This is a genomic window from Streptomyces sp. NPDC096176 (assembly GCF_044763255.1).
Lineage (GTDB): Bacteria > Actinomycetota > Actinomycetes > Streptomycetales > Streptomycetaceae > Streptomyces.
The window spans coordinates 229,114-245,039 of the sequence record NZ_JBIWFV010000006.1 but is presented as its reverse complement, the minus strand read 5'-3'; the positions used below and the strand labels follow the sequence as shown (position 1 = coordinate 245,039).

Annotated in this window: 13 protein-coding genes; all 13 read right to left on the bottom strand. The window is 70.5% G+C overall.

Annotation, left to right across the window (positions count from 1 at the left end; all coding sequences use genetic code 11):
- Window positions 1-57: 57 nt before the first annotated feature.
- Complete coding sequence (locus tag ACIQ7Q_RS18770) at window positions 58-777, bottom strand: YggS family pyridoxal phosphate-dependent enzyme (protein WP_403862781.1); 720 nt, start codon at window positions 775-777, stop codon at window positions 58-60.
- On the bottom strand, window positions 774-1,523 hold the full coding sequence (pgeF, locus tag ACIQ7Q_RS18765) for a peptidoglycan editing factor PgeF (protein ID WP_403862778.1): 750 nt from the start codon (window positions 1,521-1,523) through the stop codon (window positions 774-776). Before pgeF ends, ACIQ7Q_RS18770 begins: the two co-directional genes overlap by 4 nt.
- Window positions 1,520-2,731, bottom strand: coding sequence for a cell division protein FtsZ (gene ftsZ / locus ACIQ7Q_RS18760; protein ID WP_403862775.1), 1,212 nt, complete (start codon window positions 2,729-2,731; stop codon window positions 1,520-1,522). The genes pgeF and ftsZ overlap by 4 nt, the downstream gene beginning before the upstream one ends.
- 285 nt (window positions 2,732-3,016) lie before the next feature.
- Window positions 3,017-3,832: a cell division protein FtsQ/DivIB gene (locus tag ACIQ7Q_RS18755; protein ID WP_403862772.1), complete on the bottom strand. Its 816-nt coding sequence runs from the start codon at window positions 3,830-3,832 to the stop codon at window positions 3,017-3,019.
- A gap of 13 nt (window positions 3,833-3,845) precedes the next feature.
- A complete protein-coding gene (gene murG / locus ACIQ7Q_RS18750; RefSeq protein ID WP_403862769.1) occupies window positions 3,846-4,940 on the bottom strand; it encodes an undecaprenyldiphospho-muramoylpentapeptide beta-N-acetylglucosaminyltransferase in 1,095 nt (364 codons plus the stop codon).
- Between the two features lie 6 nt (window positions 4,941-4,946).
- Window positions 4,947-6,344, bottom strand: coding sequence for a putative lipid II flippase FtsW (ftsW, locus tag ACIQ7Q_RS18745; protein ID WP_403863580.1), 1,398 nt, complete (start codon window positions 6,342-6,344; stop codon window positions 4,947-4,949).
- A 308-nt stretch (window positions 6,345-6,652) separates the two neighbouring features.
- Window positions 6,653-8,080 (bottom strand): UDP-N-acetylmuramoyl-L-alanine--D-glutamate ligase, encoded by a 1,428-nt coding sequence (murD, locus tag ACIQ7Q_RS18740; protein ID WP_403862766.1) that lies wholly within the window; start codon window positions 8,078-8,080, stop codon window positions 6,653-6,655.
- A complete protein-coding gene (gene mraY / locus ACIQ7Q_RS18735) occupies window positions 8,062-9,132 on the bottom strand; it encodes a phospho-N-acetylmuramoyl-pentapeptide-transferase (protein ID WP_005318698.1) in 1,071 nt (356 codons plus the stop codon). The genes murD and mraY overlap by 19 nt, the downstream gene beginning before the upstream one ends.
- Window positions 9,129-10,547, bottom strand: a complete 1,419-nt coding sequence (gene murF / locus ACIQ7Q_RS18730; protein ID WP_403862762.1) for a UDP-N-acetylmuramoyl-tripeptide--D-alanyl-D-alanine ligase — start codon at window positions 10,545-10,547, stop codon at window positions 9,129-9,131. Before murF ends, mraY begins: the two co-directional genes overlap by 4 nt.
- 4 nt (window positions 10,548-10,551) lie before the next feature.
- Complete coding sequence (locus ACIQ7Q_RS18725) at window positions 10,552-12,249, bottom strand: UDP-N-acetylmuramoyl-L-alanyl-D-glutamate--2,6-diaminopimelate ligase (protein WP_403862759.1); 1,698 nt, start codon at window positions 12,247-12,249, stop codon at window positions 10,552-10,554.
- Between the two features lie 15 nt (window positions 12,250-12,264).
- Entirely contained in the window at window positions 12,265-14,232 is a 1,968-nt protein-coding gene (locus tag ACIQ7Q_RS18720; protein ID WP_403862756.1) for a peptidoglycan D,D-transpeptidase FtsI family protein, read from the bottom strand.
- 4 nt (window positions 14,233-14,236) lie between these two features.
- A complete protein-coding gene (locus ACIQ7Q_RS18715) occupies window positions 14,237-14,860 on the bottom strand; it encodes a septum formation initiator family protein (protein WP_403862753.1) in 624 nt (207 codons plus the stop codon).
- 55 nt (window positions 14,861-14,915) lie between these two features.
- Complete coding sequence (rsmH, locus tag ACIQ7Q_RS18710) at window positions 14,916-15,872, bottom strand: 16S rRNA (cytosine(1402)-N(4))-methyltransferase RsmH (RefSeq protein WP_403862750.1); 957 nt, start codon at window positions 15,870-15,872, stop codon at window positions 14,916-14,918.
- Window positions 15,873-15,926 lie beyond the last annotated feature (54 nt).

Below are 15,926 nucleotides of genomic sequence, written 5' to 3'. Positions count from 1 at the left end.
CCCGCCATGAACGGGAATGACCATATTTTCTACTGTGGTCCGACTTGCTTCGCGACGTTACCCGAGCCGGGGTCGGACTCCGAGTACCGCCGTACCGACGCGCACATGTGTCGCTCCGGCCGCCACGGCCTGCTCGAGGTCCGCACTCATCCCTGCTGACACCATGTTCGCAGCCGGATGAGCCGCGCGCAGGCTTGATGCGAATTCCATCAGCCGCTCGAACGCCGCCTGTTGCCGTCCCGCGTACGGTCCGGCGAGCGGCGCGACGGTCATCAGACCGTCGAGCCGCAGTCCTGGTGAGCCGGCGACGGCCGCCGCCAACTCCTCGATCCCGTCCGGCGCGACGCCGCCCCGGTCGCCCTGCCGGCCGGACTCGGCGTCCAGGGCGACCTGGATCAGGCAGCCCAGTTCCCGCTCGGCGCGTACCGCGGCGGTGGAGAGGGCGGAAACGAGCTTGAGCCGGTCGACCGACTGCACCACATCGGCATAACTCGCGACAGAACGGACCTTATTGGTCTGCAACTGGCCGACGAAATGCCAGTGGAGGTTCAGATCCGCGCATGCCGCGGCCTTGGGGGCGGCGTCCTGATCACGGTTCTCCGCTACATGACGCACACCGAGTTCATGGAGGAGGCGCACATCGCTCGCCGGATAGGTCTTGGTGACCACAATGAGGGTCACCTCTTCACGCCCTCGGCCCGCGGCCGCGCACGCGGAGGAGATACGTTCCTCCACCGCCGCGAGATTCGCGGCGAGTTCGGTTCTGCGGTCGGTCATGGGGTTTCCCGGTCCTCCAGCCAGACGTATCCGGCGAGCCGCCCGGTCGTGCGGTCGCGGCGGTACGAGTAGTGGTCGCGCGATTCGAGTGTGCAGATTGGTGACTGCCGCCGGTCGCGCACCCCGAGTGCTTCGAGCTGGGCATGCACCCCGGCCGTGACGTCGACGGCGGGGGTGCCCCAGCTCGTCTCCGACCAGGCTGCCGGCTCGACCGCTGCCACTTCGGACCGCATCTGCTCGGGAACTTCATAACAGCGACCGCAAACGGCAGGTCCCGTACGGGCGATGATGCGTTCCGGCTGCGCGCCGAGTCCCTTCATCGCCTCGACCGTGGCAGGCACGATGCCGGCGATCATGCCCGGACGGCCGGCGTGCGCCGCGCCCACCACCCCAGCGAGGGGATCGGCGAGCAGGACGGGGGTGCAGTCGGCGGTGAGCACGGCGAGAGCCAGACCGCGCCGTGCGGTGACCACACCGTCGACGGACGCGCCGGGCGAACCCCCCCACGGGCCGCCGACCACGGCCACATCCCGGCCGTGGACCTGGTTCATCCAGACCACCGCCCCCGGGTCCAGACCCAGGGACTTGGCGGCGATCGACCGGTTGGCCAGTACGGCATCGCGGTCGTCGCCGACGGCGCCGCCGAGGTTCAGCTCCTCGTACGGAACGGCGCTCACCCCGCCCCACCTGTCGGTGAAGGCGAAGTGCGCGCCGCTCTCGTGTATCGCGTCGTGCTGCACTGTCACTTCAAGAAGTCCGGGACATCCAGCTCTTCGGCCTGGCTGTCCGGGTAGGGGCGGGCCGGCGGAACCTGGGCCGGCCCGGACGACGACCCGAGATCACTGGCGATCGGAGCCGGCTCGGAGGACGCGGGCTCCTCGCGGACGGGCACGGTGCCGAGCCCGCCGGTGGAACGGGAGCCGTCGGTGCTCCGCGCCGGAGCCGAGGACTGCTCCTCACGCTTGTTCGAGGCGGAACCGATCACGTTCTCCCGGCGGGTCGGCGGCTGGCCGCCGTCAAAGCCGGCCGCGATGACGGTGACCCGCACCTCGTCGCCGAGCGCGTCGTCGATGACCGCGCCGAAGATGATGTTCGCCTCGGGGTGGGCGGCTTCGCTCACCAGCTGGGCGGCCTCGTTGATCTCGAAGAGACCGAGGTCCGAGCCGCCGGAGATGGAGAGCAGCACACCGCGCGCGCCGTCGATCGACGCCTCGAGCAGCGGCGAGGAGATCGCCATCTCCGCCGCGGCCACCGCTCGGTCGTCGCCGCGCGCGGAGCCGATGCCCATGAGGGCCGAGCCGGCCTCCGACATCACGGACTTGACGTCGGCGAAGTCGAGGTTGATCAGACCCGGTGTCGTGATGAGGTCGGTGATGCCCTGGACACCCGACAGCAGCACCTGGTCCGCGGACTTGAACGCGTCCAGCACACTGACCTGACGGTCGGAGATGGACAGCAGGCGGTCGTTGGGGATGACGATGAGGGTGTCGACCTCTTCGCGGAGCTCGGCGATGCCGTCCTCCGCCTGGTTCGCGCGGCGCCGGCCCTCGAAGGTGAACGGGCGGGTGACCACGCCGATCGTGAGGGCGCCCAGCGAGCGGGCGATGTTGGCGACGACGGGTGCGCCGCCGGTGCCGGTGCCGCCGCCTTCGCCGGCGGTGACGAAGACCATGTCGGCCCCCTTGAGGACCTCCTCGATCTCCTCGCGGTGGTCCTCTGCCGCCTTGCGACCGACTGCCGGATTCGCTCCGGCACCGAGGCCACGGGTGAGTTCACGGCCGACGTCGAGCTTGACGTCGGCGTCGCTCATCAACAGCGCCTGCGCGTCCGTGTTGATAGCGATGAACTCGACGCCCTTGAGACCGACCTCGATCATTCGGTTGATGGCATTGACACCACCGCCGCCGACACCGATGACCTTGATGACTGCGAGGTAGTTCTGCGGTGCTGCCACGTCGAAGGCCTCTCGCCTCGAGTTACGTGTCGTCGCTTCGCGGGGCCGCGCTGCGACGACTGATGTCGAATTGGGACGGCCCGACCAGCCCGGCTGCCGACCCGAACCCTAACTCTGAAGTTTAGGGTTACCAGTGTGTCCGTTCCCTGGACTCTTCCGAACAGGACACTAAGTCGACAAGTGGCGCCCGTTCAACGAACACGCCGAACCTCCCGTTTTTCTTTTCACCCTATGTGATCACGCACAGCAATGACCAACCAGGGTGCTGGCCAGCACAGATGCACGTCAACTCCTCGACACGGCAGGGGCGCTGGGCGCGCTTACGTCGAAGTGCCCGGCTTTGGGAGCTGCTTTCATGAGCGCCGTGAGCGCACGAGCCTTCGCCTCGCCCGCCTCCGGACTGCCCCACACGACGCTGCGATCGCCGCTCAACTCCAGGGAAATGTAGTCATATGAGACTACTTTCATGCTCCTTAGGTCGGCTGCGACCTTTGCGGGGAGTTCGCTCCTGACGCGGACGGCTTCCGCGACCAGCCGGTCGGCGCCGAATCGGTTGAGGCTCGCCGAACCGTCAACTTTCAACCGCAGCAGAGGAACACCCTTCGGTGCCGTGGCGACGGTGGCGAACCGGACGCTCCGCGCGTCCACTTCGACGAACTTTGCGCCCTTTTCCAGCAGCAGGACCGGCTTTCGCTCCGTCACGACCAGTTCGATCCCGTGCGGCCAGGACCGCTCGACCTCCACCGCGTCGATGCGCGGAAGTTCCTGCCGCAGCCTGGCCTCGATGGCGTCGGTGTCGACCGAGATGAGCGGCGCCCCGATGGGCACGGCCGCCACGGCCTCGACCTCGCGCGGCGTGAGCACCTCGGTGCCGGTGGTCTCCACGTGTTCGGCCCGCAGCCACGCGGAACCGTAGAGCAGCCAGATCGCTCCGGCGACGGCGATCAGCGCGCCGAATGCGATCAACAGGGAGCGAGGGCCGGGCCGCGGGAACCGCTCGACCGGAGCGCCTTTGCGGGGCGGGCGGACCTTGCCTTCGGGTCCGCCGGGGCCGCCCTGGGGCCCCAGCGCACCACGTTCCGCGGTGGTCGGTCCGGCCACGCTCCCTGCCTTCTCACGCCTGGCGGCGTGCCGCAATCGCCTCGTACACCATGCCGACGAGCAGTTCGTCGGCATCCCTGCGGCCGAACTCGGCGGCCGCACGCGACATCTCGTACAACCGGTGGGGATCGGCGAGCACCGGAAGAACGTTGCCCTGGACCCACTCGGGGGTCAGTTCCGCGTCGTCGACCAGGACCCCGCCGCCGGCCTTCACCACCGGCTGGGCATTGAGCCGCTGCTCACCGTTACCGATCGGCAACGGTACGTAAGCGGCGGGCAGTCCTACGGCGGAGAGTTCGGCGACGGTCATCGCGCCCGCGCGGCAGAGCATCATGTCGGCCGCCGCGTACGCGAGATCCATCCGGTCCACGTACGGTACCGGCACATAGGGCGGCATACCGGGCATGTTGTCCACGCGTGGCAGCTCGTTCTTCGGTCCGACCGCGTGCAGGATCTGGATGCCGGAGCGCTGGAGCACGGGGGCGATCTGCTGGATCACCTCGTTGAGGCGGCGGGCGCCCTGCGAGCCACCGGAGACCAGCAGCGTCGGCAGGTTGGGGTCGAGACCGAAGGCCGCGCGCGCCTCAGGGCGGACCCGCGCCCGGTCGAGCGTCGCGATGGTGTGGCGCAGCGGGATGCCGATGTACCGGGAGTTGCGCAGCTTGCTGTCCGGTGTGGCGACGGCGACACCCGCGGCGTACCGCGAGCCGATCTTGTTGGCCAGACCGGGGCGGGCGTTGGCCTCGTGGACGACGATCGGCACACCGAGGCGCTTGGCGGCAAGGTAGCCGGGCAGCGCGACATAACCACCGAAGCCGACGACGCAGTCGGCCTTGGTGCGCTCCAGGATCTGCTCGGCGGCCTTGATGGTGCCCCGGAGCCGCCCGGGGACCGTGATCAGCTCGGGGGTCGGCTTACGTGGCAGCGGTACGGCGGGGATGAGGGCCAGCTCGTAGCCCCGCTCGGGCACGAGCCTGGTCTCCAGCCCCCGCTCCGTGCCGAGGGCCGTGATGCCCACGGATGGGTCCTGCCTGCGCAGGGCGTCCGCGAGGGCGAGCGCGGGCTCGATGTGGCCGGCGGTCCCCCCACCGGCGAGTACGACATGCACCGAAATTCACCGCTCTCCGGACGGACGCTTCTTGACGCGCCGTCTCATCGTCTTCCATCTCACCCCGGGCCTCCGCACGGCCAGGGCCGCCTTCGCCGACGGATCCTCTCGCGCGAAGGCGATCAGCAGCCCGACGGCGAACATCGTCGGCAGCAGCGCGGACCCCCCGTAGGAGAACAGCGGCAGCGGGACGCCGGCGATCGGCAGCAGACCGAGCACCGCACCGATGTTGACCATGGCCTGGGCCGTGATCCACGTGGTGACGCCTCCCGCCGCGTACCTCACGAAGGGGTCCTCCGTGCGTCCGGCGACGCGGATACCCGCATAGCCTAGAGCCGCGAACAGAGCGAGCACCGACAGCGTCCCCGCCAGGCCCAGTTCCTCCCCGGCGATGGCGAAGATGAAGTCGGTGTGCGGTTCGGGTAGTTGGCCCCATTTTTCCACACTTGCTCCGAGGCCGGAACCGAACCATCCGCCAGAGGCAAGAGCATAGATGCCGTGCACAGCCTGCCAGCACTCGCCTTCCGGACCGAGGTCGATGGCGCCGATGCAGGACAGCCGGGACATCCGGTTCTCGTTGGTCCTGATGAGCAGCAGACCCACGAAGCCGGCGATGCCGAGCACCCCCGCGAAGAGCCGCGTGGGCGCTCCGGCCAGCCACAGCAGCCCGAACAGGATCGCGGTGAGGATGATCGCCGTGCCCATGTCGCCGCCGAGCATGATCAGGCCGAGGAGGAGGAAAGCGATGGGTACGAGCGGCACCAGAAGGTGCTTCCACTGGGTCAGCAGCCGCCGATCCTGCTTGCGGGCGAGCAGATCCGCGCCCCACAGGATGAGCGCCAGCTTGCCGAACTCGCTGGGCTGGAGCTGGAAGGGACCACCGAGGTAGATCCAGTTCTGGTTGCCGTTGACCGCGTGCCCTATCCCCGGGACCTGTACGAGGACCATCAGGAAGACCGTGACCACCAGGAGCGGATACGACAGGGCCCGGTGCAGTTTGACCGGCATACGGGACGCGATCAGGAGCAGGCACGTGCCGATGGCCGCCGCGACGAACTGCTTCTGGAAGAAGTACGAGGCGGGCAGCGAGTACTCCAGCGCCTGGATCATCGACGCGGAGTAGACCATGACCAGGCCGAGAACGGTGATCAGGAGGCTGCTGCCGAGGATCAGGTAGTACGCGGTGAGGGGGCGGTCCCAGGCCCTGCGCGCCTGCTCGTAGAGCCGCCGGGGCCCACGGGGGCCTCCTGGGCCGCCGGAGCGGGCCGCACCGCCCCGCACCCCCGGCGAGCGCCGTACGGCCCCGCCGCTCCGGCTGCGGAGCGCGAGGCCGGCTCCGCCGGCGAGCGCGGGCACCGGAGCGGCGGGCACGAGCCCGGCCGCCCAGGCCCGCGCGGTCCGCATGGCGTTCAGGGCGCCCTTGGCGGCCGTCCGGTCCGGCACACGTCCCCGGGTCGGCCGAGGCACGCCGCCGGCGACCCAGGCGCCGCCTGCTGTGCCCCTGGGGACGCCTTGCGTGGCCGGGGAGCCGTCTGCCGTGCCCCCGGGGGCACCCTGCGTGGCCAGGGAGCCGTCTGCCGTGCCCCCGGGGGCACCCTGCGTGGGCGGCCCGGGCGGGTCGGCGGACCGGGCGGGGCCCAAGGGCTGGTCGGTGGCCGGCATGGTCGCTGTCCCCTCCAGTCGTGCCCGGCGGCAGCCGGACCTGGCGGCTGTCAGGCGTGCTCGGCGGCGAGGGCGCGGACCGCTTCCGCGAATGCCTCGCCCCGCTTGTTGTAGTCGGTGAACATGTCCATCGAGGCGCAGGCCGGGGCCAGCAGCACCGTGTCTCCCGGCCGGGCGAGCGAGGCCGCCTCCCGTACCGCGGCGGACATCGCCCCAGTGTCGGTCCGGTCGAGGTCGACGACCGGGACCTCGGGCGCGTGTCGCGCGAGGGCTTCGCGGATCAGGGCGCGGTCGGCCCCGATGAGGACGACACCGCGAAGTCGCTTCGCCGACTTGGTGACCAGTTCGTCGAAGGTCGCTCCCTTGGCAAGTCCCCCTGCGATCCACACGATCGGGTCGTAGGCGGCCAGAGAGGCTTCCGCGGCATGGGTGTTGGTGGCCTTGGAGTCGTCGATGTACGCGACGCCCGCCACGTCCTCCACGTGCTCGATGCGGTGCGCGTCGGGCCGGAAGGCACGCAGGCCGTCGCGTACCGCGGCCGGCGCGACGCCGAAGGCGCGGGCGAGGGCGGCGGCGGCAAGGGCGTTGGCGATGTTGTGCGGCGCCGGCGGGTTGACGTCGGAGACCTCCGCCAGTTCCTGCGCCTGCTTCTGCCGGTTCTCGACGAACGCGCGGTCCACCAGGATCCCGTCCACGACGCCGAGTTGAGAGGGGCCTGGGGTGCCCAGCGTGAAGCCGATCGCCCGGCAGCCCTCCTCCACGTCCGCCGCGCGGACCAGTTCCTCGGTCGCGGGATCGGCGACGTTGTAGACGCAGGCGACCGTGTTGCCCTCGTAGACACGGCCCTTGTCGGCGGCGTACGCCTCCATGGAGCCGTGCCAGTCGAGGTGGTCGGGGGCGAGGTTGAGCACCACGGCGGAGTGGGCGCGCAGCGAGGGCGCCCAGTGCAGTTGGTAGCTGGAGAGTTCAACGGCGAGCACGTCGTACGGCTCGCCGCCGAGGACGACATCGACGATGGGCGTACCGATGTTGCCGATCGCCGCCGTGCGCAGGCCCGCCGCCGTCAGGATCGAGGCGAGCATCCGCGTCGTCGTCGTCTTGCCGTTGGTGCCCGTGACCGCGAGCCAGGGCGCGGCGTCCGGGCCGCGCAGCCGCCAGGCGATCTCGACGTCGCCGACGACATCGACGCCCGCCTTCGCCGCCGCTTCGAAGAGCGGGCTGGACGGCTTCCAGCCGGGCGAGGTGACGATCAGGTCGGTGCCCTCCGGCAGGGTCTCCGCGTCACCGAGGCGAACGGCGATGCCCAGTTCGGACAGTTCGGCCGCGCGCGTGCGGTGCGTGTCACTGTCGCCGCCGTCGACGACGGTGACCCGGGCGCCGAGCCCGGCCAGGGCGCGGGCGGCGCTGACGCCGCTCACGCCGAGGCCGGCGACGGTGACGTTCGTACCCTGCCAGTCGCTCACTTGTCTGCTGCCCATCCCGCGTAGAAGAGGCCGAGGCCCACGATCACGCACATGCCCTGGATGATCCAGAACCGGACCACGACAAGGACTTCGGACCACCCCTTGAGTTCGAAGTGGTGCTGCAGCGGCGCCATCCGGAAGACCCGCTTGCCCGTCATCTTGAACGAACCGACCTGGATCACGACGGACATGGTGATGAGGACGAACAGTCCGCCGAGCAGGGCGAGCAGGAACTCCGTACGGGAGCAGATTGCGAGGCCCGCGAGTGCGCCGCCGAGTGCGAGCGAGCCGGTGTCCCCCATGAAGATCTTGGCGGGTGAGGTGTTCCACCACAGGAAGCCGAAGCAGGAGCCCATGAGGGCCGAGGCGACGACCGCGAGGTCGAGCGGATCGCGCACCTCGAAGCAGGCGCTGGGATTGGTCAGGGTCACCGCGTTGGCGCAGGACTCCTGGAACTGCCACAGGCCGATGAAGGTGTACGCGCCGAAGACCATCACCGACGCGCCGGTGGCGAGGCCGTCCAGACCGTCCGTCAGGTTCACACCGTTCGACATCGCGAGGATCATGAACAGCGCCCAGACCACGAAGAGCACCGGGCCGATCGACCAGCCGAAGTCCGTGATGAACGAGAGCTTGGTGGAGGCCGGGGTGTTGCCGCGCTGGTCGGCGAACTGCAGGGACAGCACGGCGAACGCGATGCCGACGATCAGCTGGCCGGCCATCTTCGCCTTGGCGCGCAGGCCGAGCGACCGCTGCTTGACGATCTTGATGTAGTCGTCGAGGAAGCCGACGAGCCCCATGCCCGCCATCAGGAAGAGCACCAGCACACCCGAGAAGGTCGGGTCCTCGCCGGTGATCACCTTGGCGAGCGCGTAGGCGATCAGCGTGGCCAGGATGAAGGAGATGCCGCCCATGGTGGGCGTGCCCTTCTTCCCGGCGTGGCCGCGCGGGCCGTCGTCACGGATGAACTGCCCGTAGCCCTTGCGGGCCAGGAGCTTGATCAGCAGCGGGGTACCGATCAGGGTCAGGAACAGACCGATGGCTCCCGCGAAGAGGATCTGCCTCATCGGACGGCACCCTCACCCTCGAGACCCTCGAGCAGAGCCTGAGCGATCCGCTCCAGACCGACCGACCTGGAAGCCTTCACCAGCACGACGTCTCCCGGGCGCAACTCTCTGCGCAACAGGTCGACCGCCGCCTGCGCGTCGGACACGTGCACCGACTCCTCACCCCACGAACCCTCGTTGTATGCGCCCAGTTGCAACCAGGACGCTTCCCTGCCCCCGACCGCGACGAGCTTGCCGACATTGAGCCGGACGGCGAGCCGTCCGACCGCGTCGTGCTCGGCGAGCGCTTCGTCTCCGAGCTCGGCCATCTTGCCGAGCACCGCCCACGTACGTCCTCCCCTTGCCCGTGCGGCCTCGCCCATGGCGGCCAGTGCGCGCAGCGCGGCGCGCATGGACTCGGGGTTCGCGTTGTAGGCGTCGTTGACGACCGTCACGCCGTCCGGACGCTCGGTGACCTCCATGCGCCAGCGGGAGAGGGTGCCCGCTTCGGAGAGCGCGAGGGCGATCTCGTCGACGGACATGTCCAGCTCATGGGCGACGGCGGCCGCGGCGAGCGCGTTCGACACGTGGTGCTCACCGTACAGCCGCATGGTCACGTCACTGCACCCGGTGGGTGTGTGGAGCGTGAAGGTGGGCTGTCCTTGGTCGGTGAGCCGGACATTCTCCGCGCGTACGGCGGCGTCGGCGGCCTCGCCGAACAGCAGCACCCGTGCTTTCGTCCGGGATGTCATGGCGCGCACCAGCGGGTCGTCGGCGTTGAGTACGGCGACGCCGTCCTCGGGCAGCGACTCGACCATCTCGCCCTTTGCCTCGGCGATCTGCTCGCGGCCGCCGAACTCCCCGATGTGGGCGGTGCCGACGTTCAGTACGAGGCCGATCCGGGGCGGGGTCAGTTCGGTCAGGTACCGGATGTGGCCGATTCCGCGCGCTCCCATTTCGAGCACGAGGTGCTCGGTGTCCTCGGTGGCGCGCAGGGCGGTGAGGGGAAGGCCGATCTCGTTGTTGAGGGAGCCGGGCGTCCAGACGGTGGGCGCCTTGTGCTGAAGCACCTGTGCGATCAGGTCCTTGGTGCTGGTCTTCCCGGCCGAGCCGGTCAGCGCGACGACCTTGGTGCCGAGGCGCTCCACCACGGCCCGTGCGAGGCGGCCGAGGGCGGCCTGGACGTCGTCGACGACGATCGCCGGTACGCCGAGGGGGCGAACGGCCAGTACGGCCACCGCGCCGGCCGACACCGCGCGCTCGGCGTAGTCGTGTCCGTCGACGTTCTCACCCTGGAAGGCGGCGAAGAGGCTGCCGGGCTCGACGGCCCGGGAGTCGATGACGACGGATCCGGTGACGGGTGCGGCCGGATCCGGTATGTCGTGCGACTGCCCGCCGACGATGTCTGCGATCTCGGCGAGGGAGAGGGCGATCACTTGGTCATCCCTGACTGTTCTCGTTTTCGGTGGCGCGTTTCGACGCCGCGTCTCGGTGCGCCTCGATGGCTTCGCGGAGGACTTGGCGGTCGTCGAACGGGCGCACCACTCCGGCGATGTCCTGGCCCTGCTCATGGCCCTTGCCGGCGACGAGCACGGTGTCGCCCGGCTCGGCGCGGGCGACGGCGGCGGCGATGGCGGCGGCCCGGTCCTCGTGGACCATCACGTCGCCCCGCTCGTGGATGGGCACTTCGGCGGCGCCCGCCAGCATCGTGGCGAGGATCGCGAGGGGGTCCTCGCCGCGCGGGTTGTCGGACGTCAGTACGGCGGTGTCGGCCAGCCGTGCCGCGGCGGCGCCCATCGGGCCGCGCTTGGTCTTGTCGCGGTCGCCACCGCAGCCGAGCACGATGTGCACCTTGCCCTCGGTGACCTTGCGCAGCGAGCGCAGGACCGATTCGACGGCGTCGGTCTTGTGCGCGTAGTCCACGACCGCGAGGTACGGCTGGCCCGCGTCGATCCGCTCCAGACGGCCCGGAACGCCGGGCACGGCGGCGATCCCGTCCGCCGCCGTCTGGGGGTCGAGGCCGGCGACTGCGAGGGTGACGACGGCGGCGAGGGTGTTGGCGACGTTGAACGGGCCGGGCAGCGGCGCCTGCGCACGAATCCGCTCGCCCTTGGGGCCCACCACGGTGAAGGTGGAGCCGACCGCCGTGACTTCGGCGTCCTCGGCCCGCCAGTCGGCGTCCGGGTGGCCTTCCGCGGAGAAGGTGGTGACCGGGACGGTGGCCTCTTCGACCAGCCTGCGGCCGTACTCGTCGTCGAAGTTGACGACGGCCTGCCGACTGCGCAGCGGTGTGAACAGCTGCGCCTTCGCCTGGAAGTAGTCCTCCATGTCGGAGTGGAATTCCATGTGCTCGGGGCTGAGGTTGTTGAAGACGGCGACGTCGAAGACGCAGCCGTCGACCCGCCCGAGCACGAGGGCGTGGCTGGAGACCTCCATGGCGACCGAGTCGGCGCCGCGTTCGCGCATGACCGCGAACAGCGCCTGCAGGTCGGTGGCTTCGGGGGTGGTGCGCTCCGACTTGATGCGCTCGTCGCCGATGCGCATCTCGACCGTGCCGATCAGACCCGTGGAGCGGCCTGCTGCCCTGAGGCCGCCCTCGACGAGGTAGGCGGTCGTGGTCTTGCCGGAGGTGCCGGTGATGCCGATCTGGAGCAGGTCGTCGCCGGGGTGACCGTAGATCTCCGTGGCGAGTCCGCCCATCCGGCCGCGCGGGTTGTCGGTGACGAGCACCGGCAGGCCGGTTGCGGCGGCGCGTTCGGCGCCCGCTTCGTCGGTGAGGATCGCGGCGGCCCCGAGGTCGGCGGCCTGGGCGGCGAAGTCGGCGCCGTGGAAACGAGCGCCCGGCAGCGCGGCGTACACATCGCCGGGGCGTACCGCACGCGAGTCGTGGGTGATGCCCGTGATCTCCGCGCGGCCCGGGCTCGGCACACCCAGCCGGGCGGCCAGCTCCCCGAGCTGCGTCGGGCGGGGCCGGTCCGGACGGGGCGCCCCCGGGTGCTTGTGGGGGGCGTCCTGCTGGGTGGTTCGGGTCTGATCAGCTTGTGGCACGGCGGTGAGCGTACCGGGCGCACCGGGCCCGGGCGAAAATGAGGGGCCCTCACCGGGCCGGTTCCCGGAATCGGGCGTGATCGTTGTCACTGGTGGTACCTCCGGTCACTCGCCGGGTTCGAAGGTCACGGGCAGCCGGGCGGGCCCCTTGCCGGTCGGGGGGACCTGCAGGGTCTTCAGCGCGAATTGCATGACCTGCTGATAGATGGGGCCGCAGATCTGTCCGCCGAAGTAGCTGCCCCTGGTGGGGTTCTGGATGGCGCAGTAGACGGTGATCTGCGGGTCGTCGGCCGGTGCGAAGCCGGCGAAGGAGGCGGTGTAGCCCTTGTAGACGCCGAGTTCTGGATCGACGCGGTTGGCCGTCCCGGTCTTGCCGGCGACGCGGTAGCCGGGGATGCGGGCCTTGGTGCCGGTGCCCTCCTCGTCGTCGACGACCGATTCGAGCATGGTGGCCAGGGTCTTGGCGGTCTTCTCGCTGACGACCCGGGTCTTGTCGGGTTCGGGCGCCGGTGTGAAGCGCCCGTCGGGGCCCTTGGTGCCGCGCACCAGCGTCGGCTCGATGCGGACGCCGCCGTTGGCGATGGTCGAGTACACGGAGGCCGCCTGCACGGCGTTGACGGACAGGCCCTGTCCGAAGGGGATCGTGTACTGCTGCGAGGTGGACCAGTCCTGCGGTTCGGCGAGGATGCCCGGGGTCTCGCCCGGGTAGCCGAGACCGGTCGGGTTGCCGATGCCGAACTTGCGCAGATAGGAGTGGAGCACCTTGTTGGCCTCCGGCTGGTTCTTGCCGAGCTGCCCGGTGGCCAGGATGGTGCCGATGTTGCTCGACTTGGCGAGTACGCCGTTGAGCGTGAGGTACCAGGTGGGGTGGTCGATGTCGTCCTTGAAGAGCCGGTCGCCCCGGTGCAGCCGGTTGGGGACGACGACATGGGTCCCGGCGGTCGCCTTCTTCTCCTCGAGCACGGCGGCCATGGACATCACCTTGGCGGTGGAGCCCGGTTCGTACGCGTCCTGGAGGGCGGCGTTGCCCAGGGGGAACGTGCCTGCCCGGCCCAGGTCGTTGGGGTCGTAGCCGGGCGCGTTGGCCATGGCGAGTACTTCGCCGGTCCTGGTGTTCTGGACGATGACATAGCCGCGGTCGGCCTTCGACTTCTGGACCTGGTCCTCGATGGCCTTCTGCGCGGCCCACTGGATGTCGCGGTCGATGGTCAGCTCGACGTCGGAGCCCGGGACCGCGGGGACCTCACTGGAGGTGGCGGTGGGCACGCGCCGACCGCCGGACTGGGCGTAGGTGATGGTGCCGTCCTTGCCGGCCAGCGCCTCGTCGAGCATCGACTCGATGCCGCCGCCGCCCCGGTTCGCGGCGTTGACGAAGCCCAGTATCCCGGCGGCGAGATCGCCGTTCGGGTACACGCGCCGGCTGCTGGGCTCCTGGAAGACGCCCGCAAGCACATTGGCACCGGGACCGCCCCTGCGTTTGTCGGCCGCGGCCTTCTCCGCGTAGACGCCCTTGAGGTCCTTGATCTGGTTCCACACCTGCGGGGTCTGGCGGCGGGCCAGCACGGCGTAGCGGGAGCCGGGCTTCTTGAGCTTCTCCGCGAGTTCGGCCGGCTCCGTGCCCAGGATGGGAGCGAGAAGTGCCGCCGCCTGTTCCGGCGCGTTCGCGGACTTGCTGTCCTCGAGCGTGAACATTTTCGGGTCGGCGGTGATGTCGTGCGCGTCGACGCTGATGGCCAGCGCGACACCGGCCCGGTCGGTGATCTCGCCGCGCTCGGCGGACAGCTTGTGGCTGAGGTAGCGGTTCTTCTGCGCCTTGGCCGCGTACGCGCTCGCGTCGACGGCCTGTACCTGCAGCAGCCTGACGACGAACGCCAGCATGACCAGCGTCAGGCCCAGGCTGACCAGCCTCAGCCGGGGGCGCGGGTTGCTCAGCCGTACGCGCCGGGGCGCCGGACGCTGCCCCGGGCGGGGCGAACGGGAGCCGGAGCGCTGCCCGGGACGTGCGGAGGACTGGGCGGAAGGCCGCCGGGCGGGGCCTGGCACCCGGCGCCGCGGTGGTTCCTTGGAGGGCACTGCGTCACCTGCCGGGGGTCGTCGGGGTCGGCTGCGGGGACGTACGGAAGGGCTGGGCGGGCGCGGGCGCGGGGAGGACCGGTGCCTGCGTCGACTGCGTCTGTGCGGACCCGGCTCCGCCCTGCTGCTCAGGGGTGGCACCGGACGGCGGGGCGGCCGGGGGCGGAGTCTGCACGGACGTCGAGGGCGAGGCGGACGGCGAGGGCTCCGCAGTCGCCGGGGCGGGCGCGGTGGGCGACGGCGGGCGCGGCACGGGCTGCGCGGTGGCCTTCTTCGGAACGCCGAGGACCTTGCCGTCCGGGCCGAGGAAGGCGGGGCCGCCGCCGGGCACCATGCCGAGTTCACGGGCCCGCCGCTCGAGAGCGTCCGGGGCCGAGCGACGGTCCACGTCCCGCTGCAGCGCCTGCTGTTCGTCAGTCAGTTCGGTGGTCTTCTTCTTCAGCTCACTCAGCTCGAAAGAGCCCTGGTTCAGGGACGAGTTCAGCATCAGAAGCGTGATCAGTCCTCCGGAGAGCAGGATCACGACCAACAGGACGAAGGGGGTGCGGGCGGCGGTACTCGGCCCCGACGGCATGAGCCGCGTGAGCCGCGCGGCCCGTCCCTTCAGCTGCTTGGCCGCTGCGCTCAAGGTGTCCTCCGGTTCGCTTCTCCGCCGACTGCGCGGCGCCGCTCGCCCGCTCGGGTCACGCCACGTCCTCCCGGATGCGCTGTGCCCCCCTCAGACGCGCCGGTGCGGCGCGGCGGTTCTGCGCGACCTCCTCCTCGGTGGGCAGCTCCGCTCCGCGGGTCAGCAGCTTCAGTCGCGGCTGGTACTCCTCGGGCACGACGGGCAGCCCGGGCGGCGCGGTGATCGCGGCGCCGGCCGCGAAGACCTGCTTGACCAGCCGGTCCTCGAGGGAGTGGTACGACAGGACGGCGATCCGTCCACCGACGGCGAGCGAGGCGACCGCCGCGGGAATCGCCCGCTCGAGCACGGTCAGCTCTCCGTTCACCTCGATGCGCAGGGCCTGGAACGTGCGCTTGGCCGGGTTGCCGCCGGTGCGCTTGGCGGCCTGCGGCAGCGCGTCGCGGATGAGTTCGACGAGCCGCGCGCTGTTGGTGAAGGGCTCCCTCTCCCGTTCCCGCACGATGGCGGAGACGATCCGCTTGGCCTGCTTCTCCTCGCCGTAGGCGCGCAGGATCCGCACCAGCTCGCCCGCCGGGTACGTGTTGAGCACCTCGGCGGCGCTGAGGCCCGTCGTCTGGTCCATGCGCATGTCGAGCGGGGCGTCCTGGGCGTAGGCGAAGCCGCGGTCGGCCTCGTCGAGCTGCATGGAGGAGACGCCGAGGTCGAAGAGGATGCCCTGGACGCGGGGGATGTCGAGACGGGCGAGGACGTCCGGGAGCTCGTCGTAGACGGCGTGCACCAGCGTGGCGCGTTCACCGAAGGGGGCGAGCCGCTCGCCGGAGAGGCGCAGAGCCTCCTTGTCCCGGTCGAGCGCGACCAGGCACGCCTCGGGGAACCGCTTGAGCAGGGCCTCGCTGTGTCCGCCGAGGCCGAGGGTGCAGTCGACGACGACCGCCCCGGGCTCCTCCAGCGCGGGGGCCAACATGTCCAGGCACCGCTGGAGCATCACCGGGACGTGTCGGGTCTGGCTCATGCGCCCTCTCAGATCCGGCGCGGGCGGGTCATGGCCGGGCCGTGCGTACGCCGC

Bases quoted from the DNA above. Each gene is read 5' to 3' on its own strand.
- ACIQ7Q_RS18770 (WP_403862781.1), bottom strand. From the start codon at position 777: ATGACCGACCGCAGAACCGAACTCGCCGCGAATCTCGCGGCGGTGGAG.
- ftsW (WP_403863580.1), bottom strand. From the start codon at position 6,344: ATGCGGACCGCGCGGGCCTGGGCGGCCGGGCTCGTGCCCGCCGCTCCG.
- murD (WP_403862766.1), bottom strand. From the start codon at position 8,080: ATGGGCAGCAGACAAGTGAGCGACTGGCAGGGTACGAACGTCACCGTC.
- mraY (WP_005318698.1), bottom strand. From the start codon at position 9,132: ATGAGGCAGATCCTCTTCGCGGGAGCCATCGGTCTGTTCCTGACCCTG.
- rsmH (WP_403862750.1), bottom strand. From the start codon at position 15,872: ATGAGCCAGACCCGACACGTCCCGGTGATGCTCCAGCGGTGCCTGGAC.